The organism is Micromonospora sp. ATLC20 (assembly GCF_057196585.1).
Genome location: NZ_JBXUOV010000062.1, coordinates 12,424 through 30,063, shown reverse-complemented (window position 1 = coordinate 30,063; position 17,640 = coordinate 12,424). Strand labels below are relative to the sequence as shown.

Below are 17,640 nucleotides of genomic sequence, written 5' to 3'. Positions count from 1 at the left end.
CCGCCGGACCGGCCGCCGGCGGCGACCACGCGGAGGCGCGGCCGTGAGGCGCCGGGTCCTGACCCTGCTGCTGACCGGCGCGCTGCTGCCGGCCGCGCTCGCCGGATGCGGCATCCCGGACGAGACCGACGTGCAGGTGGACGGCTCGGCGCCGGCCGCCGAGTCCGGGGTGCTCAACGGCAGCCCGGCCCGTCCGCCCGAACCGGCGGACAGCAGCGAGCCGGTGCCGTTCGTGGAGAACTACCTGCGGGCCGCCGCGGCCGGGGAACGCGACCAGGCGTACGCCCGGGCCCGCAAGTTCCTCGCCGCGGAGGCCCGCGACCTGCTTTCGGGCAAGCCGCAGACCAGCGAGATCGAGCTGACAGTGGTGCGGCTGCGGGAGAAGCCGGAGAGCACGCCGCCGAACAACCAGGGCACCAGCACCGTCACGCTCAAGGTGCAGCAGGTGGGCGTGCTGCGCGCCGACGGCACGCTCGGCCCGCCGGTGGCCAGCGAGACGCAGTACGTCTTCGAGCTGCGCCGGGCCGAGCCGGCCGGCACCGGCCTGCTGATCACCGAGCTGCCGAACATGCTGCTGGTCAGCGACTCTGCGGTGCGCGAGTACTACCGCCCCCGCACCGTCTACTTCTGGAACCCCGACCTGACCCGGCTGGTGCCGGACCAGCGCTACCTGCCCTCGTCGGCGCCGACCGAGCGCCGGATCACCGAGGTGATGAAGTGGCTGGCCGACCGCCCGTCGGACTGGCTGTCCCCCGCCGTGACCGGGCTGCCCGACGGCACCCAGCTGATCAACAACGCGACCGGCACGGACGGCCACTGGGAGATCAACCTCAATATGCCGGGCGCCAACGAGCAGCGGCTGACCCGGCTCGGCACCCAGCTGGCGTGGTCGCTGTCGGACCTGGACGGCCAGGTCGACCTGAAGATCCAGAACCAGAAGCGGCTCACCGTCGACCTGCGGCGGGAGCGGGTCTCGACCGCCGCCTATCCCCGCGGCGGCGATCCGATGCGGTACGCCGTCTACGACGGCGCCGTCCGTCCCCTGGCGTTCGGCGCCGAGTCGCGGGCCGCCGCGCCGCTGCCGCCCGCGGAGAACCGCAACGTGGTGTCCGCGTCGCTCGCCCGCGCCGACGACCAGGTGCTCGCCGCGCTCGTGGTGACCGGGGCGGACAACCGCAGGCGGCTCAAGGTGGGCAGTGGCCCGGAACCGGTCGCGACGCTCAGCCCCAGCGACCGGACGTTCCGGGCGATGAGCCGTCCCACCTGGCTGCGCTCGCTGAACAAGGCCCGTCCGGCGGGTCTGGTGGCGGCTGACGGGCGGCTCTACCGGTTCGACGGCACGGGCCGGATGAGCGAGATCCCGCTGTCCGTCCCCGGGCCGGTGACGGCGGTCGCCGGTTCCCTGGACGGGCACCGGATCGCGCTGGTCTCCGGCGGCGCGGTCTTCGTCGCCGCGGTGAGCGCCGACGGTGGCGGGGCCAGCCTCGGACAGCTCCGCCGGGTCACCACGCTGCTCACCGGCGTGACGGTGGTGGACTGGGTGGCGGAGAACGAGCTGGCGCTGGCCGGCAACGAGGCGGACCGGCGCTCGGCGATCCACCAGGTCAGCGTGGACGGCGCCTGGGAGACCCCGCTGACGGTGGAGATCGGCGCCCCGGTGACCCAGCTCGCCGGATATCCGGGCGGCGGCGACCGCGGCCTGGCCGCGTTCTCGTTCATGTTCGAGACGGACGGCGCGGCCTGGCGGAACAACCCGTTCGACTACGTCAAGCGGGAGCAGGTGCTCGACGTACCGGCCGGCAGCCGGGCGACGAACCCGACCGCGCCGTTCTTCCTCTACTGAGCCGCGCGTGCGTGATCTGGGCGGGCTCTGGTCGGACCTGACCGACCTGGTGCTGCCCGCCGGGTGCGCCGGCTGCGGCGCGGGATCGGTACCGCTGCGGCACGGCTTCTGCGGCGGCTGCGTACGGGAGCTGGAGTCGCTGCGTCCCGCCCCGACGAGGCCCGATCCGGCCCCGCCCGGCCTGCCGCCCTGCGTCGCGCTCGGCCCGTACGGCGGCGCGCTGCGCGAAGGGCTGCTGGCGTACAAGGAACGGGGCCGGCACGGGCTGGCCCGGCCGTTGGGCGCGCTGCTGGCCGAGGTGGTCGCGGCGGCCGCGGGGCCGCCCGGCCCGGTGACGCTGGTGGCGGTGCCCGACACCGCACGCGCCGCCCGGGCCCGCTACGGCGACCACCTGGACCGGCTGGTCCGCCCGGCCGCGGCCCGCCTGCGCGCGGCCGGCTGGCCGGTACGCGTGCTGCGCCCGCTGCGGGCACTGCCCCGGACCGACTCGGTGGCGCTGGACAGCGCCGGACGGGCCGCCGCCGCCGAGGCGGCGTTCCGGTTGCGCCGCCCGGCGGCCGGACACCGGCCGGGGGAGGCCGTCGTGCTGCTCGACGACATCGTCACCACCGGCGCCACGCTCGCGGCGGTGAGCCGGATGTTGCACCGCGCGGGAATGACGCCAAAGGCCGCGGCCGTGCTCGCCGCAACGCAAAAGCGGCACCGTCGGTGACGCTTCGTGTATCCGTTTCACCCCTTGGTGTATGAGCTGTTAAATTTCGCGACCGCCTTCGGCAACCAGGGGTGACGGGTGGCCGTACAGGAGTTAGCGTTTCGGTGTCGGGGGTAGTGAGGGTCAAACCTTCCCCCGGCACTGGAAGGAGGCGTAGCCGAACAACACCGGTCGACGCCGAGCGGGGCCCTCCCGGCGCGTCGACCGGATCTGATCCGGACCGAACGACCGTCCGAACAAGGGAGGTCACGTGGACATCGTGGTCAAGGGCCGTAACGTCGAAGTGCCGGACCATTACCGGGTGCACGTAGCCGAGAAGCTCGCGAAGATCGAACGCTACGACCAGAAGCTCATTCGCGTGGACGTCGAGTTGTTCCACGAGCGCAATCCACGCCAGGCGGACACCTGCCAGCGGGTGGAGATCACGTGCGTGACGCGCGGCCCGGTGATCCGGGCCGAGGCCTGCACGAACGACTTCTACAGCGCGCTCGACGCCGCCATCGCCAAGCTGGACACGCGATTCCGCCGCGCGGCGGACCGTCGCCGGGTACACCGCGGACGGCACGCGCCGATCTCCGTGGCCGCCGCGACCGCCGGCCTACCCGTGGCCGACCTCGACGGTCCCGGCCTGGCGGCGCTCGACGGCCACGGCACCGCCACCGCGGTCGCCGAACGCCCCGACGAGAGCGGCTACACCGAACCCGACGACCAGCCGTGGCACATCGCCCGGGCGAAGGTCCACCCCGCCGAACCGATGACCGTCGACGACGCGCTGTTCCAGATGGAACTGGTCGGCCACGACTTCTACCTGTTCCAGGACAAGGAGTCCGGCCGCCCGAGCGTGGTCTACCGGCGGCACGCGTACGACTACGGGATCATCCAGCTCGACACGTGACCCCTTGACCGGTCAGGACGGGCCCCCGCGCGGGGCCCGTCCTCAGTTCCCGTCGGTGGCGAGCCGGCCGTAGACCACCGAGTCGACACGGACGCCGTCCGGGCCGGGCAGCCGGCCGCGCAACAGCCCCTCCCGCCGGAAGCCGGCCCGTTCCAGCACCCGCTGCGAGGCGACGTTGTCCGGCCGGGTGCCGGCCCACAGCCGGGACACCCCGACGCCGAACGCCCACCCGGCGACCAGCCGGACCGTGCGCGCCGCCAGCCCGCGCCCGCGCGCCTCGGGCAGCAGGCTGTAGCCGATCATGGCCTGCCCGGTGGCCGGCTCGTCGTAGAACAGCGCGCACCCACCGACGACGGCGCCGGTGGCCGCGTCGAGGATCGCCAGGTCGGCGGCCTCGCCCGCGAGCCAGCGGCTCGCCGCGAGCCGGCAGCGGCGCGCGAGCGCCGCCCGCTCCGGCGCCACCGGCGGCACCCGGTTCGCCACCACCTCCGGCAGCGAGTGCATCCGGTACAGCGCGTCCGTGTCCGCCGGCTCCACCGGGCGCAGCGTCACCACGCCGTCGGTGAGCCGGCCGTCCGGCAGGTCCGGCAGCAGGCGGGGGACCGGCCCGGGCGGGTCGTCGGCCAGCCGCACCCAGGCGATCAGATCCTGGCGTAAGCCGTCGCCGTCCGCGCCGGCCGCCCGGCGTACGCCCTCGTGCCGGTAACCACAGGCCAGGGCGATGCGCTGGCTCGCCACGTTCTCCGTCCGGGTGAGCAGCTCCAGCCGGGCCGCGCCGGCGGCGAACGCCCGCCCGGTCAGCAGCCGGGTGGCGGCGGTCGCCACGCCCCGGCCGCGCGCCGCCGCTCCCACCCAGTAACCGATCTCGTACGTCGCCCGCTCCGCGCTGAGCCGGGTCAGCCCGATGCTGCCGAGCAGCCGGTCGGTGGCCGGGTCGGCGATCGTGTACGCGGCCCCGCCCGCCGCCCACGCCGCGGGCGCGCCCTCGTCGATCCACAAGCGGGCGGTGTCGGCGTCGTACGGGTCGGGCAGCAGGGGCATGAACCGGCGGATCTCCGGGTCGGTGCACCCGGCCACCATGTCCGGTGCGTCCGCGAGGTGGCACGGCCGGAGCCGTACGCCGTACCCCTCGATCGTCTCCGGGGTCATGCCAGGTCGCCCGGCAGCAGGCCGCCGATCCAGACGTCCTGCCGCTCGCCGCGGTGCTGGACGCCGCCGCGCAGCGTGCCCTCGACGGTGAAGCCGGCCTTCTCGGCGGCCCGCCGCGAGGCGGTGTTGCCCACGTTCGCCCGCCACTCGATCCGGGCCAGGCCGAGCGTGGTGAAGCCCCAGGCGCACACCGCGGCGAGCGCGGCCGGCAGGTAGCCCCGGCCGCGGGCGTGCGGCGCCGTCATGTAGCCCACGTCGGCCACCAGCGGGTCGTTCGGCAGCAGGCGCAGGTCGATCGAGGCGACGTACTCGTCGTCCGGGTCGGCCACGGCGAACGTCACCGCTGTGCCCCGCGCCCAGGCCGGGCGCACCAGGTCGCGCAGGAAGCCCTCGGCGTGCTCCGGCCGGTACGGGTGCGGCACCGTGGTCCAGCGGATCGTCTGCTCGTCCTGACAGGTGCGGGTCACCGCGGCCAGGTCGCGTTCCTCCAGCGCGCGCAGCCGCAGCTCGGTGTCGCCGGCGGTGGCGAACAGGACCGGCTGCGGCCGGCCGAAGACCGCCGCGCGGCGGGCCTGGAGCGTGTCCGGGCCGTAGGGGACCGGGTCGCCGGCGGCGGCGACCTCGCCGGGGAGCAGCGAGCCGATCCAGCCCTCGGTCCGGCCGCCGGGGCTGGGGTCGGCCAGTCGCAGCTCACCCTCGATGCGGAAGCCGGCGCGCAACGCGACCAGCCGGGAGGCGTGGTTGCCGATCTCGGCCTGCCAGGTGAGCCGGCGCAGCTTGAGCGCGTCGAACGCCCAGCGGGCGAGCGCGCGGGTGGCGCGGACCGCGACGCCCCGGCCCCGGGCCCACGGCGCGGTCCAGTAGCCCACCTCGGCCGAGTCCCGCGCGCGGTCGACGGAGACCAGGCCGAACGAGGCGAGCAGCTCACCGGTGCCGGCGTCGCAGACCGCGAAGAGCGCAGCGGTGCCCTCGGCCCAGGCGGTGGCGCTGATCGTGGTGACGTACTCCGTCGCGTGCTCCGGCAGGTACGGGCGAGGTACGGTGGTCCAGCGCTGGATGTCCGGATCCTGGCAGGCACGGTGCACCGCGTCGGCGTCCTCCGCGCGCCACGGGCGCAGCAGCAGGCCGTCTTCGATGATCTCCACAGGCTCCATTCGAGCCATCGTGCCGGATCGTTCGCGCACGGCGTAACCCGATTAGCGGCCGGTGGCGCACGGTCGCGGCGTTATGTCGGGTTCCGGAGCCCGGACCGCCGCCACCAGTGACCATCGTCGCCTCGGAGCGCCTACGATGGTTCGAGACCGTCTAGGGGAGCGTTGATCCGTGTCGATTCTGGAAAAGTTCCTTCGCGCCGGCGAGGGCCGCATGGTGCGTCGGCTGAAGGCCATCGCTGCCGCCGTCAACTCGATCGAGGACGACTACGTCAACCTCAGCGACGACGAGCTGAGCGGCATGACCGAGCAGTTCAAGGAGCGGCTCGAGGATGGCGAGACCCTCGACGACCTGCTGCCCGAGGCGTTCGCGGTGTGCCGCGAGGCCGCCTCGCGGGTGCTCGGCCAGCGCCCCTACGACGTCCAGGTGATGGGTGGCGCGGCGCTGCACTTCGGCAACATCGCCGAGATGAAGACCGGTGAGGGCAAGACGCTCACCTCGGTCATGCCGGTCTACCTGAACGCGCTCGCCGGCAAGGGCGTGCACGTGATCACGGTGAACGACTACCTGGCCGAGCGCGACGCCGCCTGGATGGGCCGCGTCCACGAGTTCCTCGGCCTGCGCGTCGGCGTGGTGCTGCCGAACCGGCCCGCCAGCGAGCACCGCGCGGCCTACGAGTGCGACGTCACCTACGGCACGAACAACGAGTTCGGCTTCGACTACCTGCGCGACAACATGGCCTGGTCGAAGGACGAGCTGGTCCAGCGCGGCCACTTCTTCGCCGTGGTCGACGAGGTCGACTCGATCCTGATCGACGAGGCGCGTACCCCGCTGATCATCTCCGGTCCGGCCGAGCACTCCGCCCGGTGGTACCAGGAGTTCGCCACGGTGGTGGCCCGGCTCCAGCCCGGCACCGACGGCGAGGGCGACTACGAGGTCGACTACGCCAAGCGCACCATCGCCATCACCGAGCGCGGCGTGGCCAAGGTGGAGGACCGCCTGGGCATCGACAACCTCTACGAGTCGGTGAACACCCCGCTGGTCGGCTACCTGAACAACGCGATCAAGGCCAAGGAGCTCTACAAGCGCGACAAGGACTACATCGTCAACGACGGTGAGGTCCTGATCGTCGACGAGTTCACCGGCCGCATCCTGCACGGCCGCCGCTACAACGAGGGCATGCACCAGGCGATCGAGGCCAAGGAGGGGGTGGAGATCAAGCAGGAGAACCAGACCCTGGCCACCATCACCCTCCAGAACTACTTCCGCCTCTACGAGAAGCTCTCCGGCATGACCGGTACCGCCCAGACCGAGGCGGGCGAGTTCAACAAGGTCTACAAGGTCGGCGTCGTGACCATCCCGACGCACCGGCCGATGGTCCGGCTCGACCGGCCCGACGTCATCTACAAGACCGAGAAGGCCAAGTTCAACGCCGTCGTCGAGGACATCGCCGAGCGGCACGAGCAGGGCCAGCCGGTGCTGGTCGGCACCGTCTCGGTGGAGAACTCCGAGATCCTGTCGCACATGCTGCGCCGCCGCGGCATCCCGCACTCGGTGCTGAACGCGAAGTTCCACGCCAAGGAGGCGGAGATCGTCGCGCAGGCCGGGCGCAAGGGCGCGGTCACCGTCGCGACGAACATGGCCGGCCGCGGTACGGACATCCTGCTCGGCGGCAACCCCGAGTTCCTCGCCGCGAACGAGCTGCGCCAGCGCGGGCTCGACCCGGTCGAGCAGCCGGAGGAGTACGCCAAGGCGATGGAGGAGATCCTCCCGACCTGGAAGCAGGCGTGCGACGTCGAGGCGGAGGAGGTGGCCGCCGCCGGTGGGCTCTACGTGCTGGGCACCGAGCGGCACGAGTCCCGCCGGATCGACAACCAGCTCCGCGGTCGCGCCGGCCGGCAGGGTGACCCGGGCGAGTCCCGCTTCTACCTGTCGCTCCAGGACGAGCTGATGAAGCGCTTCCGGGCCGGCGCGGTCGAGGCGGTCATGGACCGCTTCAACATCCCGGAGGACGTGCCCATCGAGTCGAAGATGGTCACCCGCCAGATCAGGAGCGCCCAGGCCCAGATCGAGGGCCAGAACGCCGAGATCCGCAAGAACGTCCTCAAGTACGACGAGGTGCTGAACAAGCAGCGCCAGGTGATCTACGCCGAGCGCCTCCGGGTGCTCAACGGTGAGGACCTGTCCGACCAGGTCCGCAACATGATCGACGACGTGGTGACCGCGTACGTGGTCGGCGCGACGAGCGACGGCTACGCCGAGGACTGGGACCTCGACCAGCTCTGGTCCAGCCTGAAGCAGCTCTACCCGGTCGGCGTCACCGTCGAGGAGCTGGAGGAGGAGGTCGGTTCCCGCTCCGGCATCGACCAGGACTTCCTGCTCGCCCGCCTCAAGGAGGACGCGCACGCCGCGTACGACAGGCGCGAGGAGAACCTCGGCGAGGAGGCGGTGCGCCAGCTCGAGCGCATGGTCCTGCTCCAGGTGATCGACCGTAAGTGGCGCGAGCACCTGTACGAGATGGACTACCTCCAGGAGGGCATCAGCCTGCGGGCGTACGCCCAGCGCGACCCGGTCATCGAGTACCAGCGCGAGGGCTTCGACATGTTCGCCTCCATGATGGACGGCATCAAGGAGGAGACTGTCGGCTTCCTCTACAACCTGGACGTCCAGGTCGAGGAGGCGGAGCCGGAGGCCGAGGAGGTGCAGCTGCTGGACAAGCCGGTGGAGATCCGGGCCAAGGGTCTCAACCGCGCGCCGCAGCAGCAGGGCCTGCAATACTCGGCGCCCGCCGTGGACGGCGAGGCAGGCCGGGGCGCTCCGGTGATCGAGCGGCCCGAGCAGCAGGCGCCGGCGCTCGGCATCGGCCAGCAGTCCTCGGAGCGCCCGGCCGCCACCACGCCGCGCCGTGCACCGGCCGGGGCGAGTGGCCAGGCTGTGGCCGCCAGCACCGCCCGGCGGGCGGCTCCCGGCCAGGTCGACGGCGGCGAGGGCCCGTCCCGTAACGCGCCCTGCCCGTGTGGCTCCGGCCGCAAGTACAAGCGCTGCCACGGCTCGCCCAACGGCGGCAACTGACCCCGAACGAGCGCCCCGACGGGCCCCGGCCACCAAGGCCGGGGCCCGTTCCGTCCCCGCCCGTCCCCGCCCGTCCCCGCCCGTCCCCGCCCGTCCCCGCCCGTCCCCGCCCGTCCCCGCCCCGCGATCTTGCAGTTTCGGCCCTCATTGTGCCCGTTTCGTGCTGTTATCGGGGGACCGAAAGTGCAAGATCGCCGCCGGTGGAGGCGCGGGTGTGGGCCGGAGATCCTCGTGCGGCTGGTTGTTCGGCGAGCCTTCCGTCAGGCGAGACTCGCGTTCCGCGTGGTGGGATTGGTGGAGATCTTGGTAGGAAATGGCCCCTATGGGGGCCGTTTGGTACCAAGATCTCGCCGGGAGCCGGGAGCCGGGAGCCGGGAGCCGGGAGCCGGGAGCCGGGAGCCGGGAGCCGGGAGCCGGGAGCCGGGAGCCGGGAGCCGGGAGCCCTACGCCCGCTCACGCATCGGCGCGGGTGGCCGCGGTGCGTCGAGCCAGGTGGGGGAGGCGGCGGCCGGGCTCAGAGGACGTCGAGGACGAGGCACAGCCAGGTGCCTCGGCGGCGTTCCAGGCGTATCGCTACCGCCCAGCTCGCACCTCCGGCGCCGGCGAACACGGCGGTGGCCTCGACCGCGCCCGCGCGGGGTTCGCACACCCGCAGGCGTCGCAGCAGCAGCGCCGGCCGGGCGGTACGGCGGCGGACCGGTGTCACCCGGCGGGCCGCGCGGGTCAGTTCGGCCGCGACCGGGCCGGCCGACTCGGGCAGGCAGAGCGGCCGGAGCTGGCCGGGCGGCCGGAAGCCGTTGACGATCTCCAGGAAGGTGCGCACGAACAGGTGGGCGGCCCGCGCTCCCTCGGGTGTGGCGGAGGCGAGGGCCGACGCCTGCGCACCGGACCAGCGGGGCCAGGCGGGCGCCGGGTCGGGGGCGCGACCGGCGGGGCGTGCGGCGGCACGGCGGCGCGGGTCGGCCAGGTCGAGCGTGAGCTGACCGACGGGACTCCAGAGCGGCTCCTCGTCGGTGCACGGCGGGTCGAGCGGCGGGGCGGGCCGGAGACGGACCGGCGGGCGGGGTGCGCGGGGACGGCGGGTGTCGACCATCTCGAATCCTTGCGTTTGCCTTCGTTTGCCTCCGACAGGATCTCATCTTCCCGGACGCGGACGACCGCCGTCAATGGCGGGCGGTCCCCGGGCGGTCACTCCTCGTCGCGCTCGCCGAGCGGGTTGCCGCGTACCCATTCGGCCGTCTCGGCGTACTTGCGCTCGATGTAGTCCTCCAGCCGGGCGCGCTCGACCCGCCACTGACCCCGGCCACCGATCTTGATCGCGGGCAGTTCGCCGCTGCGGACCATGTGGTAGACCTGCGAGTCCGAAACGTTCAGCTCGGCGGCGACGTCGGACAGCAGCAGGAACCTCGACTCCACGGTGTGACTCCCGGGGTTGGTTGCGTTTGCTTCAGTTTGCCACCACGAGGTGACATCGCCACGTGCCCGTTCGGGAGACACACCGGCGGGAGACTTCACCCGCACGGGTGCCGGGTGTATGACGGTCTCGGCGTACGGCATGATCGGCGCCCGGAGTCGGCGTCCGCCGACGATCGGCCTGAGTGTGGGAGTGACCGGTGACCGACGAGCTTGTCCGGGTGTACCTGCCGGCGACCGTTCCCATGCTCGCCCGGCTGCGCGAGGAGGGGCTGAGCGCCGAGGCGGCGCACGCCGTGACCCCGGAGCTGCGCGAGTGGTACGCCGAGGGCGACGAGGAGGAGCTGGAGTACGTGGCCTTCACCCGGGCCGCCCAGGACGCGCTGCTCCTGCTCCGCAACGACCCCGCCGCGCCCCGGCGGCGGGTGGTGGTCTCGGCCGACCTGCCGGCCCGCGCGGTCGGCCGGGTCGACGGCGAGCTGGGGTCGAGCGTGGTCCGGCCGGCTGGGCCGGTGCCGGTGAAGTCGATCGCCGCGTTGCACGTGGACGGCGCGGACGCGGTCGAGGACGTGGCCGCCGCCGTCGACGTGGTGGTGGAGGCCCAGGCCGGCGACCCGGACGCCCAGTTCACCGTCGACGGCGCCGAGGACCACGAACTGGAGTGGTACGACGTGACCGAGCTGGACCTGCTGCTGCGCGAGGCGGGCTGACCGGGCCGGTTCAGGCCGCGGGCTCGTCCTCGTCGTCGTCCACCGGGCGCGGCCCGAGCGTGCGCCCGAAGACGATGAGCGTGGTCAGCGCGCCGACGAAGAGCACCCAGATCCCGTTGTCGACCCGCGAGGTGCCCAGCGCGGTCTGCGCCACCTCGTCGGCCTCGCTGAGCGCGGCGGCCAGGTCGAGCAGCCCACGGCCGCCGATCCGGATGATCACCTCGGTGAGCAGCAGGAGCAGGCCCGCGCCCGCCCCGGCGACCAGGTAGGCCGGCCAGCGCAGCGGCGACGCCGCGCCGTCGCGGCGCTCCGCCCGGCGCCGGGACCAGGTCAGATAGAGGTACGCGGCCAGGCCGGCCAGCAGCCCGGCGAGCAGCGATTCGGTACGCGAGACCCACTTCGCGGCGTCGAGCACCGACTGCTGGGTCTCCCCGGCGCCGAACAGGTCGGAGAGCGGATCGCGGACGCGGCTGAACAGCACCACGAAGATCTGCGCGGTGAGCGTGGCGAGCGTGATCGCCCCCACCACCCGGGCCTGGCGCGCGCCGGCCATCGCCCCGCCGATGATCGCTGCCGCCGCCGCGGTGCCGGCGATGGTGTTCGTGGTGGCGTTGTCCGCGTACGTCAGGTTGATCGCCACCGCGGTGACGAGCCCGACCAGGAGGCCGGTGCCGACGGCGGCCAGGAAGCGCAGCGTGGCGCGACCCAGCCGGTTCGTCGCGAGCAGGGCCATTGTGGCGCCGGTTACCAGCGCGGCGGTGATGACGCCTGGCAGCGCGTACGCGGAGAGACTGATCGCGGTGACGCCGGCAGCCGTGGAGTGGATCGCCTCGCGGGTGGACCAGAGCATGGCGGCCAGCCACCCGACCGAGAGCAGGGCGAGCACGATCGCGCCCGGCGCGAACTCCGGCCGCCCGGTCGCAGCGGCCTCGTCCGTGGTCGCCTCGCCGGCCGACGCCTCGACGGCCTCGGGCTCGTCCGTCTCCGCGGCCGTGGAGCTGCCGGGCTGGTTGCTCATCGTCTCCCCTTCGACGGTCGCCGGATCGCCCGCGCCGGGCCGGGCAGGTCACCGGTCATCCAGCGTACGCGGCGTGCCGCCGCCGCTCGGGCGGGCCGGGTACGGCAGGCACCGAAACCGAGCGCGCCGAAGGATCGACGACGTGTCGTCCCGTACTCCGATGTTTCGTCGGTTGTGGGTGGGCAGCGGCTGAAGGTCCGGAGACGAGCCGGGCTGTCCGGTGTGCCGGGGAGGCGGGGCCCGCGGGGGCGTCTCGTGACAGAATCGGGCCAGGTCCCGCCGCCGCTGACCCCGCGGTGTCCGGCGTCCGGCCGCCGGCCGGCGCCCGCGGGTCCGGTTTCGCCGTCGCCGTCGAGATCGCCAGGAGCCTGTGATGGACGCCGTGTTCTCCGTACCCGAGCCGCTCAACGAGCCGGTGCACAACTACGAGCCCGGCAGCGCCGACCGGGAACGGCTCCAGCGACGGCTGGCCGAACTGGCCGCCGAGCGGATCGAGCTGCCGATGACGATCGCCGGCGAGCGCCGGATGGCCGGCGGCGCGTCCATCGACGTGGTGCAGCCGCACAAGCACGCGCACGTCCTCGGCGTCACCGGGCACGCCACCCACGACGACGCCCGCGCCGCGGTGAAGGCCGCCAAGGACGCCGCTCCGATGTGGCGTGCGCTGCCGTTCGAGGAGCGGGCCGCCATCTTCCTGCGCGCCGCCGACCTGCTCGCCGGCCCCTGGCGGGACACGCTCAACGCGGCCACCATGCTCGGCCAGTCCAAGACCGCAGTTCAGGCCGAGATCGACTCGGCGTGCGAGCTGATCGACTTCCTCCGGTTCAACGTGCACTTCGCCCGGCGGCTCCTGGCCGAGCAGCCGCTGTCCTCGCCCGGGGTCTGGAACCGCCTCGACCACCGGCCGCTGGAGGGGTTCGTCTACGCGATCACCCCGTTCAACTTCACCGCGATCGCCGGCAACCTGCCGTCCGCGCCGGCCATGCTCGGCAACACGGTGGTCTGGAAGCCGTCCCCGACCCAGCAGTTCGCGGCGCACTTCACCATGCGCCTGTTCGAGGCCGCCGGCCTGCCGCCCGGTGTGATCAACATGGTCACCGGGCGCGGCGAGGAGGTCTCCGAGGTGGCGCTGGCCGACCCGGACCTCGCCGGCATCCACTTCACCGGCTCGACAAAGGTGTTCCAGCACCTGTGGAAGACCGTCGGCGACAACATCGCCCGCTACCGGGGCTACCCCCGGCTGGTCGGCGAGACCGGCGGCAAGGACTTCGTGGTCGCGCACTCCAGCGCCGACGTGGACGCGCTGCACACCGCGCTGATCCGGGGCGCCTACGAGTACCAGGGCCAGAAGTGCTCGGCCGCCTCCCGGGCGTACGTCCCGCGGTCGATCTGGGAGGGTGGGCTGCGCGACCGGCTCGCCGCCACCGCCGACTCGCTGACCTACGGCGACGTGACCGATTTCAGCAACTTCGGCGGCGCGGTGATCGACGACAAGGCGTTCGGCCGGCACACCGCCGCGCTGGAGCTGATCAAGGGTGACGACTCCTGCCGCATCCTGGCCGGCGGCACCGCCGACGACTCGGTCGGCTACTTCGTCCGGCCGACGCTGTTCGAGTGCTCCGACGCCGCACACGAGACGTTCACCACCGAGTACTTCGGGCCGATCCTCGGCGTGCACGTCTTCGACGACGCCCGCTTCGACGAGGTGGTCACCCAGGCCGAGTCGATCGCGCCGTACGCGCTGACCGGGTCGATCTTCGCGACCGACCGCCGGGTGGTCGACCGGGTGGCGGAGAAGATGCGGTACGCCGCCGGCAACTTCTACATCAACGACAAGCCGACCGGCGCGGTGGTCGGGCAGCAGCCGTTCGGCGGCGCCCGGGCCAGCGGCACCAACGACAAGGCGGGCTCCTGGCACAACCTGGTCCGCTGGATGTCGCCGCGGACGATCAAGGAGACGTTCGTCCCGCCGACCGATCACGCCTACCCGCACATGGGCTGAGACGCTCGCCGGAGGGCCCGTCCCGGCCGGGGCGGGCCCTCTTCCTCATCCGACAGTGCACATCGGACCCGTCATCGGGTGCCGAAATGAGCAAATCCTGGACGCCAGAGCCGACAAAGTGGCAGCTTAGAGGGCATGGCGGAATCCGGAGTCAACCCGACGGCAGCAGCTCTGCTCGGTCTGCTGCACGACGGCCCGATGACTGGCGGCCAGTTGATGGCCGCCGCTGAGCGCCGGCTGGCGCCGTACTGGTCGATGACCCGCAGTCAGGTCTACCGGGAGCTGCCGGTCCTGGCCGAGAAGGGTCTGGTGCGTCTCGGCAAGCCCGGGCCGCGGATGAGCCAGCCGTACGCGCTGACGGCGGCCGGGAAACGGACATTCTCCCGCTGGCTGGCGGAGAATCCCGGCAAGGACACCATCCGTAACCCGATAGCGCTACGGATCGCGTTCGGTGACCTGCACTCGTCGAGCCAGCTCAAGAACCTGTACGCGACGGCGAACGAGTACCACACCGAGGCGCTGGCGGCGGTGCGGGAACAGGTCAAGAACGCCAAGAAGGAAGGCGACAGCTACGACGCCAGCGCGCTGGAGTTCGCCGTCGCCTACCACAAGGCGGCGCTGTCCTGGCTGAAGACCGCGCCGGTCGGCTGACCACCTGCGGCGGCCGGGCCAGGATAGGCAGTAGTCTTGTCTGTCGTGACCGCTGCCGATTACGCCGAACAGCTCAAGGACCTCGACGCCACGCTGCGCAACATCGAGGCTGTGCTCGACCTCGACAAGCTGCGCGAGCAGAAGGCCCGGCTGGAGCAGGAGGCCTCCGCGCCCGACCTCTGGGACGACCAGGCCAAGGCGCAGCAGGTGACGTCGCAGCTGTCGTACGTCAACGGCGAGATCACCAAGCTCGGTGACCTGCGCTCCCGGCTCGACGACGCCGGGGTGCTGCTTGAGCTGGCCCAGGCCGAGGACGACCCGGGCGTGCTGACCGAGGTCGAGTCGGAGATCGCCGGGCTGACCAAGGCCATCCAGGAGATGGAGGTCCGCACGCTGCTCTCCGGCGAGTACGACTCGCGGGAGGCGCTCGTCGCGATCCGGGCCGGCGCCGGTGGGGTGGACGCCGCGGACTTCGCCGAGATGCTGCTCCGGATGTACCTGCGCTGGGCTGAGCGGCACGGCTACCCGACCGAGGTCTACGAGACCTCGTACGCCGAGGAGGCGGGCCTGAAGTCGGCCACCTTCACGGTGAAGGTGCCCTACGCCTACGGCACGCTCAGCGTGGAGTCCGGCACGCACCGGCTGGTGCGGATCAGCCCGTTCGACAACCAGGGCCGCCGGCAGACCAGCTTCGCCGGGGTCGAGGTGCTGCCGGTCACCGAGCAGACCGACCACATCGACATCCCGGAGAACGAGGTCCGGGTGGACGTCTACCGGTCGTCCGGGCCGGGTGGGCAGAGCGTCAACACCACCGACTCGGCGGTGCGGCTGACCCACATCCCCACCGGCATCGTGGTGACCTGCCAGAACGAGAAGTCCCAGCTGCAGAACAAGGCCTCCGCGATGCGGGTGCTCCAGGCCCGGCTGCTGGAGCGCAAGCGGCAGGAGGAGGAGGAGAAGCTGGCCGGCCTGAAGACCGGCAGCACCAGCTCCTGGGGCGACCAGATGCGCTCGTACGTCCTGCACCCGTATCAGATGGTGAAGGATCTGCGTACCGAACAGGAGACGGGCAATCCGTCCTCGGTCTTCGACGGTGACCTGGACAGCTTCATCGAGGCGGGAATCCGCTGGCGGAAGCAGCAGCAGCTCAGCGCTGACAGTGCGTGATCGCGCTCGGACGCAGCGCGTCATCGATCTCGGGCTGACCGGGTAAATCGATGACGCGCACCGCTTCGGCGGGGCGTGGGGCTTGGCTCTGCGGTTACACCGCGTAGACTACCGACCCGTGATTCAGCTTGAGCAAGTGACGAAGACGTACCCGAAGGCGTCCCGGCCTTCGCTCGACAACGTGTCCGTCTCGATCGAGAAGGGCGAGTTCGTCTTCTTCATCGGTCCATCCGGCTCCGGCAAGTCCACCATCATCAAGTTGCTGCTGCACGAGGTCACGCCCAACAAGGGCCGGGTCGTCGTCAACGGCAAGGACGTCACGTCGATGCGTTCCTGGAAGCGACCCCACTTCCGGCGTTCCATCGGCTGCGTCTTCCAGGACTTCCGGTTGCTGCCGAACCGCACCGCGTACGAGAACGTGGCGTTCGCGCTGGAGGTGATCGGTAAGACGAAGGCGGTCGCCCGCCGGGTCGTGCCGGAGGTGCTGGAGCTGGTCGGTCTCGGCGGCAAGGAGCACCGCTACCCGCATGAGCTCTCCGGTGGTGAGCAGCAGCGTGTCGCGGTGGCCCGGGCGTTCGTCAACCGGCCGCTGATCCTGCTGGCCGACGAGCCGACCGGAAACCTGGACCCGGACACCTCGATCGAGATCATGCGCCTGCTGGACCGGATCAACCGCACCGGTACGACCGTCGTGATGGTCACGCACGACTCCAACATCGTGAACCAGATGCGGCGCCGGGTGATCGAGATCGAGAGCGGCCGCATCGTGCGCGACCAGGCCCGCGGCGTCTACGGCTGAGCCGGACGACGTTCCGTAGACCCTGACGACGAAACCTCACGCCGGAGAGCCGGAGGAATATCCCGATGCGGATGAAGTACGTCCTGTCCGAAGTACTGGTCGGGCTGTGGCGCAACGTCACCATGACCATCGCCATGATCATCACAATGGCGGTGTCGCTGTTCATGCTGGGCGGCAGCGGCCTTCTCTACCAGAAGGTCGGCGACATGAAGGACCTCTACTACGAGAACGTCGAGGTCTCGATCTTCCTGAAGACCGATGCCACCAAGGAACAGGTCGACGCGCTGGGTCAGCAGCTCGGCCAGGATCCCCTGGTCAAGGACTCGACGTACGTCAACAAGGAGCAGGCGTACGAGCGCTTCCAGCAGATGTACGCCGACGCCCCGGACCTGGTCAGCGCCGTCAAGCCGGACCAGCTTCCCGAGTCGTACCGGGTGAAGCTGAACGACCCGGAGCAGTACAAGGCGATCTACGACAAGTACAAGGCCACCGAGGGCATCGACACGATCGTCGACCAGAGCAAGCTGCTCGACAAGGTCTTCGGCGTGCTGAGCGGCTTCCAGAACGGAGCGCTCGCGATCGCCACCGTGATGGCCATCGCCGCCCTGCTGCTCGTCGCGAACACCATCCAGGTCGCCGCTTACAGCAAGCGGCGTGAGGTGGCGGTCATGAAGCTCGTCGGCGCGTCGAACTGGTTCATCCAGGCGCCGTTCGTGCTGGAGGCGGTGGTGGCCGGTCTGTTCGGCTCCATCCTGGGCCTGCTCGCGTTGGTCGGGGTGAAGCTGCTGTCGGCCGGCAGTTCGATGGCGGCCCTGGAGGGCCTCATCACCCCGATCTCCTGGTCCGAGATCTTCCTGACCTTCCCGCTGATGGCCGCCGTCGGTGGCGTGGTCAGCGCGGTCACCGCCTGGGTCACGCTCCGCTTCTACCTGCGGGTCTAGTCACCTCGTACGGCTCACCGAGGGCCCTTCCGCGCCGGAATAAACGGCGCGGGAGGGCCCTTGTGGTTCCGGTAGCATGATCTCCGCTCGCCGGCCGGTGGCCGGTGAGTCGATCA

General features: G+C 71.7%; 15 protein-coding genes. 10 read left to right on the top strand and 5 right to left on the bottom strand.

Going from position 1 to position 17,640, the window contains the following annotated elements:
* Window positions 1–43: 43 nt before the first annotated feature.
* The 3 genes from AC2CHG_RS15440 (at window position 44) to hpf (ending at window position 3,450) form a co-directional block, all read left to right on the top strand.
* Entirely contained in the window at window positions 44–1,843 is a 1,800-nt protein-coding gene (locus tag AC2CHG_RS15440) for an LpqB family beta-propeller domain-containing protein (protein ID WP_355506487.1), read from the top strand.
* A 7-nt stretch (window positions 1,844–1,850) separates the two neighbouring features.
* Window positions 1,851–2,555, top strand: a complete 705-nt coding sequence (locus tag AC2CHG_RS15435; RefSeq protein WP_262012425.1) for a ComF family protein — start codon at window positions 1,851–1,853, stop codon at window positions 2,553–2,555.
* 250 nt (window positions 2,556–2,805) lie between these two features.
* The gene (gene hpf / locus AC2CHG_RS15430; protein ID WP_091418726.1) at window positions 2,806–3,450 is read left to right on the top strand and encodes a ribosome hibernation-promoting factor, HPF/YfiA family; all 645 of its coding nucleotides are present in this window, start codon (window positions 2,806–2,808) and stop codon (window positions 3,448–3,450) included.
* A 42-nt stretch (window positions 3,451–3,492) separates the two neighbouring features.
* Here the strand turns inward: hpf and AC2CHG_RS15425 are convergent, their stop codons facing one another.
* Window positions 3,493–4,599, bottom strand: a complete 1,107-nt coding sequence (locus AC2CHG_RS15425; protein WP_484524983.1) for a GNAT family N-acetyltransferase — start codon at window positions 4,597–4,599, stop codon at window positions 3,493–3,495.
* Window positions 4,596–5,753, bottom strand: a complete 1,158-nt coding sequence (locus tag AC2CHG_RS15420; protein WP_463840466.1) for a GNAT family N-acetyltransferase — start codon at window positions 5,751–5,753, stop codon at window positions 4,596–4,598. Before AC2CHG_RS15420 ends, AC2CHG_RS15425 begins: the two co-directional genes overlap by 4 nt.
* Before the next feature lie 169 nt (window positions 5,754–5,922).
* Here AC2CHG_RS15420 and secA point away from each other — a divergent pair, with 169 nt between their 5' ends.
* Window positions 5,923–8,823 (top strand): preprotein translocase subunit SecA, encoded by a 2,901-nt coding sequence (gene secA, locus AC2CHG_RS15415; RefSeq protein WP_262012422.1) that lies wholly within the window; start codon window positions 5,923–5,925, stop codon window positions 8,821–8,823.
* A gap of 514 nt (window positions 8,824–9,337) precedes the next feature.
* Here the strand turns inward: secA and AC2CHG_RS15410 are convergent.
* Together AC2CHG_RS15410 and AC2CHG_RS15405 are read right to left on the bottom strand one after the other, a co-directional pair.
* Complete coding sequence (locus tag AC2CHG_RS15410) at window positions 9,338–9,916, bottom strand: Rv3235 family protein (RefSeq protein ID WP_262014982.1); 579 nt, start codon at window positions 9,914–9,916, stop codon at window positions 9,338–9,340.
* Between the two features lie 95 nt (window positions 9,917–10,011).
* On the bottom strand, window positions 10,012–10,239 hold the full coding sequence (locus AC2CHG_RS15405; RefSeq protein ID WP_402810220.1) for a helix-turn-helix domain-containing protein: 228 nt from the start codon (window positions 10,237–10,239) through the stop codon (window positions 10,012–10,014).
* Window positions 10,240–10,436: 197 nt separating this feature from the next.
* Here AC2CHG_RS15405 and AC2CHG_RS15400 point away from each other — a divergent pair, with 197 nt between their 5' ends.
* On the top strand, window positions 10,437–10,946 hold the full coding sequence (locus tag AC2CHG_RS15400) for a DUF6912 family protein (protein WP_484524982.1): 510 nt from the start codon (window positions 10,437–10,439) through the stop codon (window positions 10,944–10,946).
* 10 nt (window positions 10,947–10,956) lie between these two features.
* Here the strand turns inward: AC2CHG_RS15400 and AC2CHG_RS15395 are convergent, their stop codons facing one another.
* Complete coding sequence (locus AC2CHG_RS15395) at window positions 10,957–11,964, bottom strand: hypothetical protein (protein ID WP_484524981.1); 1,008 nt, start codon at window positions 11,962–11,964, stop codon at window positions 10,957–10,959.
* 373 nt (window positions 11,965–12,337) lie between these two features.
* On the opposite strand from AC2CHG_RS15395, the gene pruA reads away from it, so the two are divergent.
* The 5 genes from pruA to ftsX all read left to right on the top strand — a co-directional run bounded on the left by pruA (window position 12,338) and on the right by ftsX (window position 17,524).
* On the top strand, window positions 12,338–13,966 hold the full coding sequence (gene pruA, locus AC2CHG_RS15390; RefSeq protein WP_484524980.1) for an L-glutamate gamma-semialdehyde dehydrogenase: 1,629 nt from the start codon (window positions 12,338–12,340) through the stop codon (window positions 13,964–13,966).
* Between the two features lie 135 nt (window positions 13,967–14,101).
* On the top strand, window positions 14,102–14,617 hold the full coding sequence (locus tag AC2CHG_RS15385) for a PadR family transcriptional regulator (protein ID WP_013284223.1): 516 nt from the start codon (window positions 14,102–14,104) through the stop codon (window positions 14,615–14,617).
* Between the two features lie 45 nt (window positions 14,618–14,662).
* Window positions 14,663–15,784 (top strand): peptide chain release factor 2, encoded by a 1,122-nt coding sequence (gene prfB / locus AC2CHG_RS15380; protein WP_262014979.1) that lies wholly within the window; start codon window positions 14,663–14,665, stop codon window positions 15,782–15,784.
* Window positions 15,785–15,902: 118 nt separating this feature from the next.
* Window positions 15,903–16,583, top strand: coding sequence for a cell division ATP-binding protein FtsE (gene ftsE, locus AC2CHG_RS15375; RefSeq protein WP_013284225.1), 681 nt, complete (start codon window positions 15,903–15,905; stop codon window positions 16,581–16,583).
* A 65-nt stretch (window positions 16,584–16,648) separates the two neighbouring features.
* Window positions 16,649–17,524, top strand: a complete 876-nt coding sequence (gene ftsX, locus AC2CHG_RS15370) for a permease-like cell division protein FtsX (RefSeq protein ID WP_013284226.1) — start codon at window positions 16,649–16,651, stop codon at window positions 17,522–17,524.
* Window positions 17,525–17,640 lie beyond the last annotated feature (116 nt).